This window comes from Mesorhizobium sp. M1312, from assembly GCF_040318115.1.
Classification (GTDB): Bacteria; Pseudomonadota; Alphaproteobacteria; order Rhizobiales; family Rhizobiaceae; genus Mesorhizobium.
The window spans coordinates 319,068-334,860 of record NZ_JAMYLQ010000002.1; the positions used below are offsets into that span (position 1 = coordinate 319,068).

Below are 15,793 nucleotides of genomic sequence, written 5' to 3' on the forward strand. Positions count from 1 at the left end.
ATCGCGCAGCCATTTTGCACGTTCACGCCTGCATCATCGGTCCGGAGCTTAGTCCACCGGAACTTGGCCTTCGATCGCCCTGCCCCAGTCGAGCAGCGGCTTGGCCCGCATGGTGAAATCGACGAGCTCGTCGACCAATACCGCACTGTGGATTCCCGCAGGGTCGATCGCGTGCCGGACGACGAAATGCCGATTGCGGATGGCCGCCGTGAGATCGGCCTCCGTGACATGCTCAAAGCCGCGTGGCGCTCGCTTCATGCAGCCTTCCGCATCAAGTTCGAGACGGTTCTGCTTCAGCGCCTTGATCAGCGCCCGGAATTCGTCCGGCCGCGTCGCGATGGCGTTGCGCATCGCCAGCAACAGCTCCGGACCCGGCTGCCACCAGGCAACGCCTGCAAAGCAGCGCTCAAGCCCGATATGGACGAAGAACACACCTTGTTCCATCTTGGTGCCGTCAGGCGAAAGGATTGCGGACAGATGCCGGTTGTACGGTCGTTTGTCCTTGGCGAAACGCACGTCGCGATTGATCCGGAACAGTGACTTCTTGCGATCGCCGCGCAAACCCAGCCCTATCGCCGCGAACCGCTCGGAGAGCGTTTCGACCAGATCGCCGAAGGGGTCGCGCAGCTCGCTTTCGAAGAGGTCGCGGTTTTCCAGAAACCACTCCCGGCTCTGATGAAAATCGAGCGCCTTGAGGAAGGGAATGGCCTTTTGGCCGAAACCGTTAAATGCCACCGTCACGCCTTGCCGATCCGCGCCAACCACGCATCCTCGTCGATCACTTCGATGCTGAGCTCGGTGGCGAGCTTGAGCTTGGAGCCCGCACCTGGTCCGGCAACAACGAGATCGGTCTTCCTCGACACCGAGCCGGCGACCTTGGCGCCGAGCTTTTCGGCCATCGCCTTGGCCTCGTCGCGCGACATTTTCTCCAGCGCACCGGTGAAGACCACGGTTTTGCCGGAGACCGGCGACGACACGCCACCGACCGGCTCCTCGTCGAGCACTGTTACTTGCTCCAGCAATGCATCGAGCGCCTGCCGGTTATGGTCTTCAGCGAAGAAATCGACCACTGCCTCGGCAACGATCGAGCCGATGCCGTTGATGCCGTTCAACTCCTGCCAGGCAGCGTTGCCAGGGTCGCCCTTGCCGGCCGGCATGACGGCGTTTTGCCCGGCTTCGCGGAAAGCGGCAAAGGAAAGGAAATGGCGGGCCAGCCGCTTGGCGTTGGTCTCGCCGATGTGGCGGATGCCGAGCGCATAGAGGAAGCGCGAGAACTCGACTTGCCGCCGATCGTCAATTGCTGCGAACAGCTTGCGTACCGAGGTCGCGCCGAAACCGTCGACATTCTCGAGCTTGGTCACCGATGCTGCCTGCCGTGCCTTCAGCGTGAAGATGTCGGCCGGCGAATAGATGCGTAGTGACGGATCCTCGGCATGGAAGAAGAACTCAATCTGCTTCTCACCGAGCCCCTCAATATCAAAAGCACCTCGAGACACGAAATGACGCAGTCGCTCGACTGCTTGCGCCGGGCAGATCAATCCGCCGGTGCAGCGCCTGACTGCTTCACCTTCCTCGCGCACGGCGTGGCTGCCGCAGGCCGGGCAAAGCTCTGGGAATGCATATGGCACACTGTCGGGCGGCCGCTTTTCCATGATCACGTCGATGACCTGGGGGATGACGTCGCCGGCACGCTGGATGCTCACAGTGTCGCCGATGCGAATGTCACGGCCTTCGCGGATCGGCTGGCCGTTATTGCCAATGCCCTTGATGTAGTCCTCATTGTGCAGCGTCGCGTTGGTCACCACGACACCGCCGACCGTCACCGGAACCAGCCGCGCCACCGGTGTCAGCGCGCCGGTGCGGCCGACCTGGATGTCGATGCCGGTCAGGATCGTCGTCGCTTTCTCGGCCGGGAATTTGTGCGCGATCGCCCAGCGTGGCGAGCGTGACACGAAGCCCAGCCGCTGCTGCAGCTCGAGGCTGTTCACCTTGTAGACGACGCCGTCGATGTCGTAGCCGAGCGTCGCCCGGTTGGATTCGATCAGCCGATATTGTTCGAGCAGCCCTTCGACGCTGTCGAACAGCTTCATCAGCGGATTGACCCGGAAGCCGAAGCGCTCGAATGCAGTCACCATCCCCCTCTGGGTGTCGGCAGGCATGGCGCTCACCGCGCCCCAGGCATAGGCGAAAAACCGCAGCGGCCGGCTGGCGGTGATCGAGGTGTCGAGCTGGCGCAAGGAGCCTGCCGCCGAATTGCGCGGATTGGCAAAAACCTGTTTTCCGGCCTCGGCATTGCGGCGATTGAGTTCGGCGAAATCAGTGAGGCGCATATAGACCTCGCCCCGCACCTCCAGCACATCGGGAAAGTCGCCCGAAAGCACATTGGGGATCTCGGCAATGGTGCGGGCGTTGGCCGTCACATCCTCGCCGACTTGGCCGTTGCCACGCGTTGCTGCCGTCACCAGCCGTCCGGCCTCGTAGCGCAGCGACAGCGACAGGCCGTCGATCTTCGGCTCGGCCGTCATGGCCAGCGGCGCGTCTGCGCCGAGCCGCAAGAAACGGCGGATGCGGCTGACGAAATCGATCACGTCCGCATCGGCAAAAGCGTTGTCGAGAGACAGCATCGGAATAGCATGGACGATCTTGCCGAATTTCTCGGAGACCGCGGCACCGACTTTGCGGGACGGCGAATCCTCGCGCACAAGATGGGGAAAACGCTGCTCAATTGCGAGATTGCGCCGCCGCAGCGCGTCGTAGGCGGCGTCCGAAATCGTCGGCGCGTCCTCGGCATGGTAGCGCTGGTCGTGGTCGGCGATTTCCTCCGCCAGCCGCTTCAGCTCGCTTGCTGCCTCGCTTTCGTCAAGCGCATCGACAGGTTTTTCGGACATGCACTGCTCCTCGACGCTGACCCCGAAGCTCGGAACGATCTTCAGAAAGGATCACGCGCAAACATCAAATTGCTACAGCGTCCTTTGCGCATCCGAAAGGGCGCGCGACGCTGTAGCGGCGCGCAATACAATAGATCAGGATTTTGCCGTGAGGGAGCCAAGCCTCGAGAAAATCATTCCGGAACAGCAGCATGGAGCCGCATCCTGACTCCATCCACAACGCCAAACATGAGCTCCGCTATGCCGCGGTTGTGTTCTCTCGCAGCAGGCGCTCGGCCGCCGCGCGTGCCTCGTCGGTGATGGTCGCTCCGGCCAGCATCCGCGCGATCTCTTCCTGCCGCGCCGCCCGGTCCATCTCGGCGATACCGGTGGCGACACGGTCGGCCCCGCCGGATTTGGAGATCAGGAAATGCGTCGCCGCGCGTGCCGCCACTTGCGGCGCGTGCGTAACCGAAAGCACCTGCACGCGCTTCGACAGCCGCGCCAGCCTTTGGCCAATGGCGTCCGCCACCGCACCGCCAACGCCGGTGTCGATTTCATCGAAGACCAGGGTCGGCGCCGAGCCACGGTCGGCCAGCGCCACCTTCAGCGCCAGCAGGAACCGCGAAAGTTCGCCACCGGAGGCGACTTTCATCATCGGGCCCGGTCTTGTGCCGGGATTGGTGCGCACCCAGAACTCGACCTGATCGATGCCATCTTCCATGCGGCTCTCGGCCTCACTTTCCATCTCGACGATGAACGCGGCCCGTTCGAGCTTCAGTGCCGGCAGTTCGGCCATCACCGCCTTGGTCAATCCGACCGCCGCCGCATGGCGAAGGGACGAAAGCTGTGCTGCGGAAATGTCGTAGGTCTCGCGTGCCGCGGCGGCTTGCTTCTCCAGCCCGTGCAAGCGCTCCTCGCCGGCGTCGAGATCGGCGAGATCGGCGGCCATCGTGTCGCGCAATTGCGCCAGATCGTCGACCGCCACACTGTGCTTGCGTGAGGCGGCGCGCAGCGAAAACAGCCGCTCCTCGGCCTGTTCCAGCCGCCGCGGATCGTATTCGGCGGCGCGAAGTGCCGCTTCCACGCCCGATTGCGCCGCGTCGAGCGACAGCATCGCCTCATCGAGCGATTTGACCACGTCGTCGAGCAGGCCGGGCTCCTCGGTCACCTTGCGCTGCAGCCGCCGCAACAGACTGGCGAGTTGCGGCAAGGGCGAGGACGGGCCCGAGAGCACATCTTGTGCGTCGTGGATTTCCGAGGCGATCTTTTCCGCCCGCATCATCGAGGCGCGCAATTCGGCCAGGTCGGCTTCCTCGCCGGGCTGGGGATCGAGCTTCGTCAATTCGGCGACCGCGGCGCGCAGATAGTCGGCCTCGCGGGCCGCCGCCTCCACCTTGGCGCGATGTCGCGAAAGTTCCTGTTCGCAGGCCCGCCAGTGCCGCCATGCCTCGCCGGTCGCCCGGACAGCACCAAGATGACCGCCGAAGCTGTCCAGTAGTTCGCGATGGGCGCCGGGATCGACCAGGGCACGCTCGTCATGCTGGCCGTGGATCTCAACCAGCGCGTGACCGACGTCACGCATCAATGTCGCGCTGGAAGGCTGGTCGTTGACGAAGACGCGGGTACGGCCATCCGCCGTCTGGACGCGGCGCAGAATGATGTCGCCATCGTCCTCGATAGCATTGTCTGCAAGCAGCATGCGGGCAGGATGGTTGCGCGGCACGTCGAACACGGCGATGACCTGGCCCTGTGCTGCGCCATGCCGCACCAGCGAGGCGTCACCGCGGGCGCCAAGCGCCAGCGACAACGCGTCGAGCAGAATGGATTTTCCGGCGCCGGTTTCGCCGGTCAGCACCGAAAGACCGGACGAGAAGTCGATGTCCAGCTTCTCGATCAGAACGATGTCGCGGATCGACAGTCTGGAAAGCATGGTGACGCGCCGCTCAGGCGCCGGTGATCAGCTTCCCGGCCTTGGCGATCCACGAGCCGGCATTCTCGCGCGGCTCGAGCCCACCAGTCTGCAGGAGCTTGTAGGAATCCTTGTACCACACGCTGTCGGGATAGTTGGTGCCGAGTACAGCAGCGGCAGTCTGCGCTTCCGATGTCAGCCCCATGGCATAATAGGTTTCGGTAAGGCGCGCGAGCGCTTCTTCGACATGGCGCGTGTTGGAATAGGTTTCCACAACGACGCGGAACCGTTTGACGGCGGCGATGTATTCACGGCGCTCGAGATAGTAGCGGCCGATCTGCATCTCCTTGCCGGCGAGCTGGTCGTTGGCGAAGCGGATCTTTTCCTTGGCGTCGTCGACATATTCGGAATCGGGCCAGCGCGTCACCAGATCCTGCATCGTCTGCACGGTCTGGCGCGCTTCCTTCTGGTCCTGGGTGACATCTCTGATTTGCCGGTAGTAGCTCAGCCCGATGATGTACTGAGCATAGGCAGCGTCGTCGGTCGACGGATAGAGCGTGAGATAGCGCTTAGCCGAACCGATCGCCTCGGTATAGTTGCCCTGGCGATAGTCGGCAAAGGCGCCCATCACCATCGATTTGCGGGCGTATTCGGAATAGGGATGCTGGCGGTCGACCGCACTGAATTTGCGGCTCGCCTCCTGCAGGCGCCCGGCATTCAGATTGGCGAGGCCCTGATTGTAGAGGACGTCGGCCGGCTCGGTCTGCTCGACATAGGTCGACAGGTCGACATCCTTCTCGGACGACATGCAGGCCGACAGGAACAGCGATGGAACAACCACCGAAAGCGCCAGGAAAACAGCCCGATGCGGCGCTTTCGATTGACCAATTCGCTTGAAGAACATGATTGGATTCCGCCCTTTCGGCGTCATTTCAGTCGTCGGCAGCAGGCATAACCATAATCGCCGTGCCCGGCAACGCTATCTCCGGCCAATCGCACATTTTTGTGGCAGCCTGGCGCAGCCCGCACACTTGCGTGATTTCGCCGGCCAATGGTGCATTCATGCAACACAGGCCGGCGGCCATAAAACCCGAAAACGTTAAGAATCAGATCATCCAGGGCGCGTACACAGGCGCATAGACGGCGCTCATCTCGGCGGTACGACCGCGCTCGCGGCGTGTCGTCTCGACGATCTCGAACGCCGAACGGTCCGACAAAAGGCGGCGCAGCGCTGCCGCATTCAGCCTGTGGCCGCCGCGATAGGAACGGAAGCAGCCAATGAACCGGGCGCCGGCCAGCGCCAGATCACCCATGGCGTCCATCGTTTTGTGGCGCACGAACTCGTTGGGATAGCGCAAGCCTCCCATGTTGATCACACGGTTGTCGTCGCCGATCACCAGGGAGTTTTCCAGCGAGGAGCCGAGCGCATAGCCCGCTGCCCACAGCCGCTCGACGTCCTTCATGAAACCGAAGGTGCGGGCCCGCGCGATATCGCGCCGGAAAACGTCGGCGTTCATATCGGATGCGAAGAGCTGACGACCGATCGCAGGGCTTTCGAAATCGATCTCGATTTCGAAGCGCGTGCCGTCATAGGGCCTGAACTCCGCCCAGGAGGCACCGTTCTCGATGCGAACCGGCTTGACCACACGGATGTAGCGGCGCTTGACCGGCAGCGTACCGATGCCCGCCTGGTCGATGGCCTCCACGAACGCCATGGCGCTGCCGTCAAGGATCGGAACCTCATGGCCGTCGATCTCGATAACGAGATTGTCGATGCCGAGCCCGAAAACCGTAGCCATCAGATGTTCGACTGTGGCGATGTGCTCGCCTGCCGGATCGCCGAGCATGGTGCAGAGATCGGTTGCGCCGACCTCGGAAACGAGCGCACGGAACTCGCGGTCCTCGCTTCCATTCGAAAGCTGGAACACGACACCCGTATCAGCGTCTGCCGGCACGAAATGAACCGTAACGGGATTGCCGCTGTGAACGCCGGTGCCGGTCAGCGTCGCACGCGATCTAAGTGTCGTCTGATAGTCGTGCAAAACAAACCCCATAGCCCAAACCGCCTACGTCCGCTTCATTAGCCCAAGGGCGCGGCTCTTTGATCGGCAGGCAGGGTCACTTCCCCGAATCCCAGCAAACCGAAATTGATCGCGGCGAAGATAGTGGTCCAGCAGGAAGTCTCCAAATCACGGTTTCTTACTCTCTGTAACCGCGATCCGCAGCGGATACGGTCTCGTAACTCCCTGTTTTACAAGCGCTTTTAACATTAACAGGCAAACAATTTCTTGTCTGCCTGTTAACAACTGTTACGGACCGTTAACAGGTCAGTTGGCCTGGCGGCGCAGGAATGCCGGAATCTCCAGCTGATCGTCCTCCTGGACAGTCCTGCTCTGCGGCGTCAGCCGGCCCTGGTCGTCCAACTGGCCGCGGCGTGGCGCGTAAAGCTGCGGATCCTGGCTGGCAAGGCGGCGCACTTCGGGTGCCGCCTGGCGCAGTTTCGGCTCGCGCGGCTGCGCCGGCTGCAGCCGTGCAGGCTCCTCTTCGCGGCGGGTAAGGCCGTTCGTCAGGCGCTTGAGCAGTCCCATCGGTCCGCTGCTCTCGTGGTCGGCCGGACGGCTTTTGGCTTCCACTTCGGCTTTCACCACCGGCGGAAAGTCCTCGACGCGCGGCATGCGCTGTGGCGCTGCGGCTGCCGGCTGAAGCATTTCACGCTGCGGCGCGGGCTGCATCGCTTGCTGAACCATTGGCTGCGCCATCGGCTGCGGCTGGGCCGGCGGCGCCTGGAAGATCTTGCTCTGCGGGCGGAAATCTTCCGCATGGGCAGCCGGCGCGGGACGCGCCATCGCCGCGGCATTCGCCTCGGCAAGCTGGATCGCCTCGGCTACAGGATCGACGGCGCGTGGCTCGTAGCCTCCCTGCTGGACAGGCGCCGGACGGCTTTCCGTGACCGGAGCGGCCGGGCGGCTGACCGGCTTTGGCGGAGCCGTGCGGATGGCGATCGGCGCGGCGGCGATTTCAGCCGCCGATTTGTCGATGCCGGTAGCAACCACCGAAACGCGGATGACGCCTTCGAGATCCTCGTCGAACGTCGCACCCAGAATGATGTTGGCTTCCTGGTCGACCTCCTGGCGAATGCGGGTCGCCGCCTCGTCCACTTCGAACAGGGTCAGGTCGCGGCCGCCGGTGATCGAGATCAGCAGGCCCTTGGCGCCCTTCATCGAGGTCTCGTCGAGCAGCGGGTTGGCAATCGCGGCTTCAGCGGCAGCCATTGCGCGGCCCTCGCCGGAAGCCTCACCCGTCCCCATCATCGCCTTGCCCATCTCGCGCATGACCGAGCGGACGTCGGCGAAGTCGAGGTTGATCAGCCCTTCCTTGACCATCAGGTCGGTGATGCAGGCGACGCCGGAATAGAGCACCTGGTCGGCCATGGCGAAAGCATCGGCGAAGGTCGTCTTGTCATTGGCCAGCCGGAACAGGTTCTGGTTGGGGATGACGATGAGGGTGTCGACGCATTTCTGCAATTCCTCGATGCCCAGATCCGCCGTCTTCATGCGGCGCTGGCCTTCGAAATGGAATGGCTTGGTTACGACGCCGACGGTGAGAATCCCCTTCTCACGCGCAGCACGTGCAACGACCGGCGCGGCCCCCGTGCCGGTGCCGCCGCCCATGCCGGCAGTGACGAAGCACATATGGGTATTGGAGAGGTGGTCGACGATCTCGTCGATGCATTCCTCCGCCGCCGCGCGCCCGACTTCCGGTTGCGATCCCGCACCCAGGCCCTCGGTGACATGCGCGCCGAGTTGGATCAGGCGGTCCGACTTGGACATGGTCAGCGCCTGCGCGTCGGTATTGGCGACCACGAACTCGACGCCGCGCAAGCCGGCGGTGATCATGTTGTTGACGGCATTGCCGCCGCCGCCGCCGACACCGAACACGGTGATACGCGGCTTGAGCTCGGTGATATCCGGCTTCTGCAGATTGATGGTCATTGTCTCCGTCCTTTGCCTTTCCCGCCGCTTCGCCGCTGCGGCCGCCTATGGGGCTGTCCCCGTCAATTTAAAAACTGTCTCTCAACCACTGACTCATTCGATGCAGTTTTCCGCCCGTTCCGGTCATCCTGAGACCAGAAATTCCTTTCGCCGGATGGCTCTCGAAGTTCGCCATTTGCGGATAGATCAGAAGCCCGACCGGCGTCGAGAAAGCCGGTCCCTTGGCCGCCTCGGGCAGGCCCGCCACGCCGAGCGGACGGCCGATGCGCACATTGCGTCCGAGAATACGGCGTGCCGCCTCCGGCAGGCCGGAAAGCTGGCTGGCGCCGCCGGTCAGCACGACGCGCTTGCCGACGGCGTTGCCGTAGCCGGACCTGTTCAGCCGGTCACGCAACAGTTCGAGCGTCTCGTCGATGCGCGCCCGGATGATGCGTGTCATCACCGAACGCGGTATCTGCAGCGGCATCTCGCCATCCTCGCCGATCGGCTGTATCGAGACCAGATCGCGGTCGTCCGCACTGCCGGGCAGCGCCGAGCCATGCATCACTTTCAGCCTCTCGGCGGCGTCGAGCGAGGTCGACAGGCCCTTGGCCATGTCCAGCGTGACGTGATTGCCGCCGATGGCGATGGCGTCGCCATGGACGAACTTGCCTTCCGAAAACACCGAGATCGTCGTGGTGCCGCCACCCATGTCGATGCAGGCCGCGCCCATTTCGAGTTCGTCGTCGACCAGTGCGGCAAGTCCGCTGGCATAGGGCGTCGCCACCATGCGCTCGACCGAGAGGTGTGAACGGTTGATGCAAAGCTCCAGATTGCGCAAGGGTGCCGCATCACCCGTGAGCACATGCATGTCGACGCCAAGCTGGTCGCCGACCATGCCGCGCGGATCACGCACGCCGCGCTCGGCGTCCAGCGAAAATCCGACGGGAAGCGAATGGATCACCTCGCGCTCGGCTCGCAGCGCCTGCTTGGCGCCGGCGGCAAGCACACGCTTGATGTCGGCCTCGTCGGCCTCATGGCCGCCGAGGTTGATGGTTGCCGAGAAGCTTTCACTCTTCAGCCGGCCGGCCGTCATGTTGACGATCAGAGAATCGACGGTCAGCCCGGCCATGCGCTCGGCGGCATCGACGGCAAGGCGGATGGCGTGCTCGGCCCTGTCGAGATCGATGACGACACCCGATTTCACGCCTTGCGATTTCTGGTGGCCGATGCCGATCACCTGGATGCGATGCGAGCGCCCGCGCAGCAGCATGCCGTCCTCGCGCGGCTTGAGCTTGGCCACCACGCAGCAGACCTTGCTCGAACCGACATCCAGCACCGTCATGATGCCGGACCGGCGCGACGAGGCATCGCTGTTGCCGCCAAGCCAGCTCATATCTTCGTCTCCGGCTTGCGCTTCGGCATTTTCGGCTTTTCATTGAGCGCGGCCTGACGCTGCGTCGCCGCCTCGGGCGTCAACTGGACGACGAGGCGATCGGAAAGCCGCATGTCGACGGCGGCGATATCGCGCGTCAGCAGCCCGTTCTCTCGGTCCATCCTGACCAGATCGGCGATCGCCTGGTCCTCGCCATCCTCGGGAAGCTTGACCGTGATGCCGTTTTCCAGCTTCAGGTCCCAACGCCGTTCGCCGATGCGGATGTAGCCTTTGATCCGTGCAGCAAGCTCTGGATATTTCTTGATCCTGGCCAGGAAATCCGGCGCCTTGGCCGGTGCGCCGGTGCCCACAATCAGCGGCAGCAGCGACTGCTTGCCGCCGGAGAATGGCGCGATCACGACGCCGGACTGCTCGATGACGGAAAGCTCGCTGCCCTGCTGCCAGAGCGCAAAAGGCTCACGCTCCTCGATGCGCACCTCAAGCGTGTGCGGATAGACCTTGCGCACCCCGGCAACCTCGACCCAGGGCAGCGTGGCGATGCGGCCCCGCGCGGCTTCGGCATCGAAGCCGATCAGCGACGTCCAGCCATCGAGCTGCATCCTGTCGAGAATATCGATCTCGGAGGTTGAGCGGTTGCCGACGACCTTGATCTGGTCGACGGCAAAGCCGGTGCGGGCGGTGATGCCCTGGACGATGCCGTCGACATGTCCGCCGAGGTAGGCGCCATAGGCACTGCCCGATACGAGCAGCGCCGCCGACAGCATGGCTGCGGAAAACGGCGGCACCTCGAAATCGCCCTCGCCCAGGCGCGCCAGCACGCGCGCCGGCCGGCGAAGCAGACGCGGCAGCACGAAATGGTCGAACGACAACGACACGCCGAACAGCTTCGGCCCGGCCGCGCCCTTTCCCTTGCCCTGTCCCCACTTCAACGCAGACACGAAGCGTCCTCCACCATCCAACTCAACAAATCGCCGAACGAGTGTCCCGCCTGCGCGGCGATTTCAGGCACCAAGGATGTCGGCGTCATGCCCGGCTGAGTGTTGATCTCGAGCCAGACAATTTCGCCGTTCTCGGAGTGTCGATCATCATAACGGAAGTCCGACCGGGAAACGCCCCGGCAACCGATAGCTTGGTGAGCCTTGAGCGTCAGTGTCTGTATTTTTTGGTAAATATTCGGTGAAATTTTTGCAGGGCATTCGTGTTTTGATCCGCCCGCAACGTATTTTGAATCATAGTCGTAGAAGGAATGGCCGGTCGGGATGATTTCGCAGACGCCGAGCGCCACGTCGCCCATTACCGCGCAGGTCAATTCCCGCCCGTGCACATAGCGCTCCACCATGACGGTATCGCCATACTTCCAGTCGGACGAACCGATGACCTGCGGCGGATGCGACTGACCTTCGTGCACAATGACGACGCCGAAGCTCGACCCCTCATTGACCGGCTTGACGACATAGGGCGGCTTTATCGGGTGCTTGTTCTGGATGGCGAAGCGATTGACCACCTTCGATTCGGCAACCGGGATGCCGACAGTCTTGGCGATCTTCTTGGCTTGTTCCTTGTTCATGGCAAGCGCCGAGCCGAGCACGCCGGAATGGGTGTAGGGGATGGCAAGATATTCGAGGATGCCCTGGATGGTGCCGTCCTCGCCGAAAGGGCCATGCAGCGCATTGAAGGCAACATCCGGCTTGATCTCAGCCAGCACCGATCCAACATCGCGCGAGACGTCGACGCGAGTGACCTGGTAACCTTCCTTCTCGAGCGCATCAGCACAGGCTTTCCCCGAAGACAAAGACACGGGCCGCTCGGACGAGAATCCACCCAGAAGGACGGCCACGTGCTTGCTTTTCATTTCCCGTCATTCCCTCTCACGGCGGGCCCTTTCACGGCGGGTCTGCATCTCACATGCCCGAAAAGGGCCACACACTCAAACGCTCGGAGCAGTCCCTGCTCTCATGATTTCCGCAACATTGAGTCCTCGAGTCTCCCGGCAGGTTGCCCCTGACGAAAAAACGCTGGTGACGCGTCGAAACGACTCAAATCAGGAAACGCTTCAGGCCAGAGAATCAGAGAGTTGAATCGCTGGCAAGTGCTTACAATTCCGAGAGATTCACTTTCGGCAAAAAGGGCAGCGAAAACTGTGTTGTGAGTCTTTAGAGCAACTGTCCGAGGAATTCCTGGACCTCGTGCCCCGGCCGGAAATTGCCGATGCGCTTGATTTCCCAATGCAGCCGGATGCCCGACTTTTCAAGCACACGCGCGCGCACCGTCTCGCCGAGATATTCAAGGTCGTAGCCGGTCGCGGTTCCCGTGTTGATCATGAAGTTGCAATGCATCGGCGACATCTGCGCGCCGCCGATCATCAGCCCCCGGCAGCCCGCCCTGTCGATCTCGTTCCAGGCCGAGGTGCCCTCCGGATTCTTGAAGGTCGAGCCGCCGGTCTTTTCGCGGATCGGCTGCACGGTCTCGCGATGGTGCTGGACGGCGTCCATTGCCGCCTTGATCGCGGCCTTGTCTGCCAAAACCCCTTCAAGGACAGCTGATGTGAAGATCAGCCCGGCAGGGGCTGCCGAATGGCGATAGGCGTAGCCCATATCGGCGTTGCTCAGCGTATGCACATTGCCCTTACGATCGAGCGACCGCACCTCGACGACGCGCGCGCGCGTCTCGACGCCATTGGCGCCGGCGTTCATCCTCAGCGCACCGCCGATGGCACCCGGAATGCCATGGTAAAATTCAAAGCCGCCTATACCAGCCTGATAGGCGACAGCGGCAAGGCGCTTGTCGGGCGTGGCGGCGCCCGCCTTGATCGCGGTCGGCGCAATCACTTCGGCTTCGCCAAAGCCCTTGGCCGAAAGCCGGATGACGAATCCAGTAATGCCACCGTCGCGGACAAGCAGGTTCGAGCCGACGCCGACGATGGTCAGCGGTATCTCTTCGGGTACCGCTCTCAGGAACGCGGCGAGATCGTCCTCGTCAGCCGGCTGGAACAGCGCGTCGGCCAGTCCGCCGGCGCGGAACCAGGTGATCTTGTCCATCTCGGCATTGGCCGTGATGCGGCCGCGCAGGCCGGCAAGCCGGCCGCCAAGCTTGTCGATCAATGCCTGACCGCGCATCATGAGGCGGTACCGCCGAGTTCCTTGGGCAGCGCGTAGGCCCATTGCGTGATGTTGCCGGCACCAAGAAAGACGATGAAATCGCCTGGTTTCGCCAGATCGCGGATAACCGGCGCAATCGCCGCGGGGCCTTCGATGTAGCGCGCGTCGCGATGGCCGCCGGAGCGGATGCGCGACACCAATGCCTCGGACGTTACCCCGTCGATCGGCTCTTCGCCTGCCGCATAGACCGGCGCCACCATCACCGTGTCGGCGTCGTTGAAGCAGACGGAAAACTCGCCGAACAGATCATGCAGCCGGGTGAAGCGGTGCGGCTGGGCAATGGCGATGACGCGGCCCTTGGTGGCATCGCGCGCCGCCCTCAGAACCGCCGTGATCTCGACCGGATGGTGGCCGTAATCGTCGAATACATCGACGCCGTTCCACGAACCGGTACGGGTGAAGCGCCGCTTGACGCCGGCGAAGGACGACAGGCCCTTCCTGATCGCCTCGGCCGAAAGACCGAGCTCATGCGCCACCGCGATCGCCGCGGTCGCGTTGGAGACGTTGTGACGGCCGGGCATCGGCAGGCGCAGGCCTGATATGGTCGACTGGCCGCGGCTCTTGCGGTCGCGGATTACCACGTCGAATTCCGAGATCGGACCGTCCATGCGGTGATTGGTGAAACGCACGTCGGCCTGCGCGTTCTCGCCATAAGTGATGACGCGACGGTCCTCGATGCGGCTGACCAGCGCCTGCACTTCCGGATGGTCGGTGCACATGACGCCGAAGCCGTAGAACGGGACGTTCTCGACGAACTGGCGAAAGGCCTCGCGTACCTTGTCGAAGGAGCCGTAATGATCGAGATGCTCGGGATCGATGTTGGTGACGACGGCAATCTCGGCCGGCAGCTTCAGGAAGGTGCCGTCGCTCTCATCAGCTTCGACCACCATCCATTCGCCGTCGCCCATGCGGGCGTTGGTGCCGTAGGCATTGATGATGCCGCCATTGATCACGGTCGGATCGAGCCCGCCGGCTTCGAGCAGCGTCGCCACCATCGAGGTCGTCGTCGTCTTGCCATGCGTGCCGCCGATGGCCACCGCCTGCCGGAAGCGCATCAGTTCGGCCAGCATCTCGGCACGACGGACGACGGGAAGCAGTTTCTCGCGCGCCGCCTTCAGCTCCGGATTGGATTTCTTGATCGCCGTCGAGACGACAACCACCTCGGCATCGCCGATATTGTCGGCATGATGACCGACAAAGCACTCGATGCCCTTGTCGCGCAGCCGCTGCACATTGGCGCTGTCGGCCTGGTCGGACCCTTGCACCTTATAGCCGAGATTGTGCAGCACCTCGGCGATGCCGCTCATGCCGATACCGCCGATGCCGATGAAATGCACGAGGCCGATCGTCTGCGGCATCTTCATGCGTGCGTCTCCTTCCTGAATTCCGATACGCTTTTCTTCGACGCAATAGCCTCTGTCAGATCGGCGAGCAACCGTGCCGCGTCCGGTTTTCCGGCCGATTTCGCCGCCGCTGCCATTGTGGTCAGCCGCTTCGTATTGTCCATCAACGCGCCGACGAGCGCAGCGATGCGCTCGGGCGAGAGCGAGAATTGCGGATGCACTTCGGCGCCACCTGCCGCCGCCAATGCCGCGGCATTGGCCGCCTGGTCGTGGTCGAGCGCGTGTGGATAGGGCACCAGCAGCGCCGGCCGGCCGATCACCGCGATTTCAGATACGGTCGATGCGCCGGACCGGGACATAACCAGATGCGCCGCAGCCATGCGCGCCGCCATGTCGGTGAAGAAGGGCGATACCTCAGCCTCGACGCCAAGGGCGGCATAGGCCGCCTTCACCCGCTCGACATCGTCAGCGCGGGCCTGCTGGGTGATCAACAGGCGCTTGCGTTGTGCGTCGGAAAGCTGCGCTACCGCCGCCGGCAAGGCATCGGAAAAGAACTGTGCGCCCTGGCTGCCGCCGAACACCAGGAACCGGAACGGCTGGTTCCCAATCGACACCGCATAGGGCGTCTTTGCTGCCTCAAGCACTTGCGGCCTGACCGGGTTGCCTGTCGTCACCGTCTTGGCGCCTGCAGCGCTTGAATCTTCCGGCAAGAACCCACCGGCGATGGCATCGACACGGCCGGCGAGCGCCCGGTTGGCGCGCCCCATCACCGCGTTCTGCTCGTGGATCAGCGTCGGCACGTTGCGACGCGTCGCCGCATAGAGCGGCGGCAGCGTCGGATAGCCGCCGAAACCGACCACGACGGCTGGCTTGATCCGGCCGACGACGGCAGATGCCTGCCGCACGCCACCCCAGATTTTCCAGAAGGCGGCGAGCACGGCGAAGGGATTTTTCGAGCCGATGGTCGCCGACTGGATCGAATGGATGCCTGCGGCCGGAAACTGGCCGGCAAAACGTTCGGCCCGATCATCGGTGGCGAGATGCACCGTCCAGCCGCGCCTGATCAGCTCATGCGCCAGCGCCTCGGCCGGGAAGAGGTGCCCGCCCGTGCCGCCGGCCGCCAGAAGGATCGAGCCCTTCGACATT

General features: G+C 63.3%; 12 protein-coding genes. All 12 read right to left on the bottom strand.

Annotation, left to right across the window (positions count from 1 at the left end; genetic code table 11):
- Positions 1-48 precede the first annotated feature (48 nt).
- The gene (locus tag NKH36_RS04285) at positions 49-741 is read right to left on the bottom strand and encodes a DUF2461 domain-containing protein (RefSeq protein WP_352960316.1); all 693 of its coding nucleotides are present in this window, start codon (positions 739-741) and stop codon (positions 49-51) included.
- Positions 738-2,888 carry an NAD-dependent DNA ligase LigA gene (gene ligA, locus NKH36_RS04290; protein WP_352960318.1) on the bottom strand — a complete coding sequence of 717 codons (2,151 nt, stop codon included), beginning with the start codon at positions 2,886-2,888 and terminating at the stop codon, positions 738-740. The genes NKH36_RS04285 and ligA overlap by 4 nt, the downstream gene beginning before the upstream one ends.
- 238 nt (positions 2,889-3,126) lie before the next feature.
- Entirely contained in the window at positions 3,127-4,800 is a 1,674-nt protein-coding gene (gene recN, locus NKH36_RS04295; protein ID WP_352960320.1) for a DNA repair protein RecN, read from the bottom strand.
- A 13-nt stretch (positions 4,801-4,813) separates the two neighbouring features.
- Positions 4,814-5,683 (bottom strand): outer membrane protein assembly factor BamD, encoded by an 870-nt coding sequence (locus NKH36_RS04300; RefSeq protein ID WP_023798747.1) that lies wholly within the window; start codon positions 5,681-5,683, stop codon positions 4,814-4,816.
- 202 nt (positions 5,684-5,885) lie between these two features.
- Entirely contained in the window at positions 5,886-6,833 is a 948-nt protein-coding gene (gene lpxC, locus NKH36_RS04305; protein WP_352960322.1) for a UDP-3-O-acyl-N-acetylglucosamine deacetylase, read from the bottom strand.
- A gap of 273 nt (positions 6,834-7,106) precedes the next feature.
- Positions 7,107-8,771 carry a cell division protein FtsZ gene (gene ftsZ / locus NKH36_RS04310; protein WP_352960324.1) on the bottom strand — a complete coding sequence of 555 codons (1,665 nt, stop codon included), beginning with the start codon at positions 8,769-8,771 and terminating at the stop codon, positions 7,107-7,109.
- A gap of 67 nt (positions 8,772-8,838) precedes the next feature.
- Positions 8,839-10,146 carry a cell division protein FtsA gene (ftsA, locus tag NKH36_RS04315; RefSeq protein WP_352960326.1) on the bottom strand — a complete coding sequence of 436 codons (1,308 nt, stop codon included), beginning with the start codon at positions 10,144-10,146 and terminating at the stop codon, positions 8,839-8,841.
- Positions 10,143-11,084 carry a cell division protein FtsQ/DivIB gene (locus NKH36_RS04320; protein ID WP_352960328.1) on the bottom strand — a complete coding sequence of 314 codons (942 nt, stop codon included), beginning with the start codon at positions 11,082-11,084 and terminating at the stop codon, positions 10,143-10,145. Before NKH36_RS04320 ends, ftsA begins: the two co-directional genes overlap by 4 nt.
- The gene (locus NKH36_RS04325) at positions 11,072-11,998 is read right to left on the bottom strand and encodes a D-alanine--D-alanine ligase (RefSeq protein WP_352960330.1); all 927 of its coding nucleotides are present in this window, start codon (positions 11,996-11,998) and stop codon (positions 11,072-11,074) included. Before NKH36_RS04325 ends, NKH36_RS04320 begins: the two co-directional genes overlap by 13 nt.
- A 301-nt stretch (positions 11,999-12,299) precedes the next feature.
- Positions 12,300-13,265, bottom strand: coding sequence for a UDP-N-acetylmuramate dehydrogenase (gene murB, locus NKH36_RS04330; RefSeq protein WP_352960332.1), 966 nt, complete (start codon positions 13,263-13,265; stop codon positions 12,300-12,302).
- Positions 13,262-14,668, bottom strand: a complete 1,407-nt coding sequence (gene murC / locus NKH36_RS04335) for a UDP-N-acetylmuramate--L-alanine ligase (RefSeq protein ID WP_352960334.1) — start codon at positions 14,666-14,668, stop codon at positions 13,262-13,264. Before murC ends, murB begins: the two co-directional genes overlap by 4 nt.
- Positions 14,665-15,792, bottom strand: a complete 1,128-nt coding sequence (gene murG / locus NKH36_RS04340; RefSeq protein WP_352960336.1) for an undecaprenyldiphospho-muramoylpentapeptide beta-N-acetylglucosaminyltransferase — start codon at positions 15,790-15,792, stop codon at positions 14,665-14,667. The genes murC and murG overlap by 4 nt, the downstream gene beginning before the upstream one ends.
- Position 15,793 lies beyond the last annotated feature (1 nt).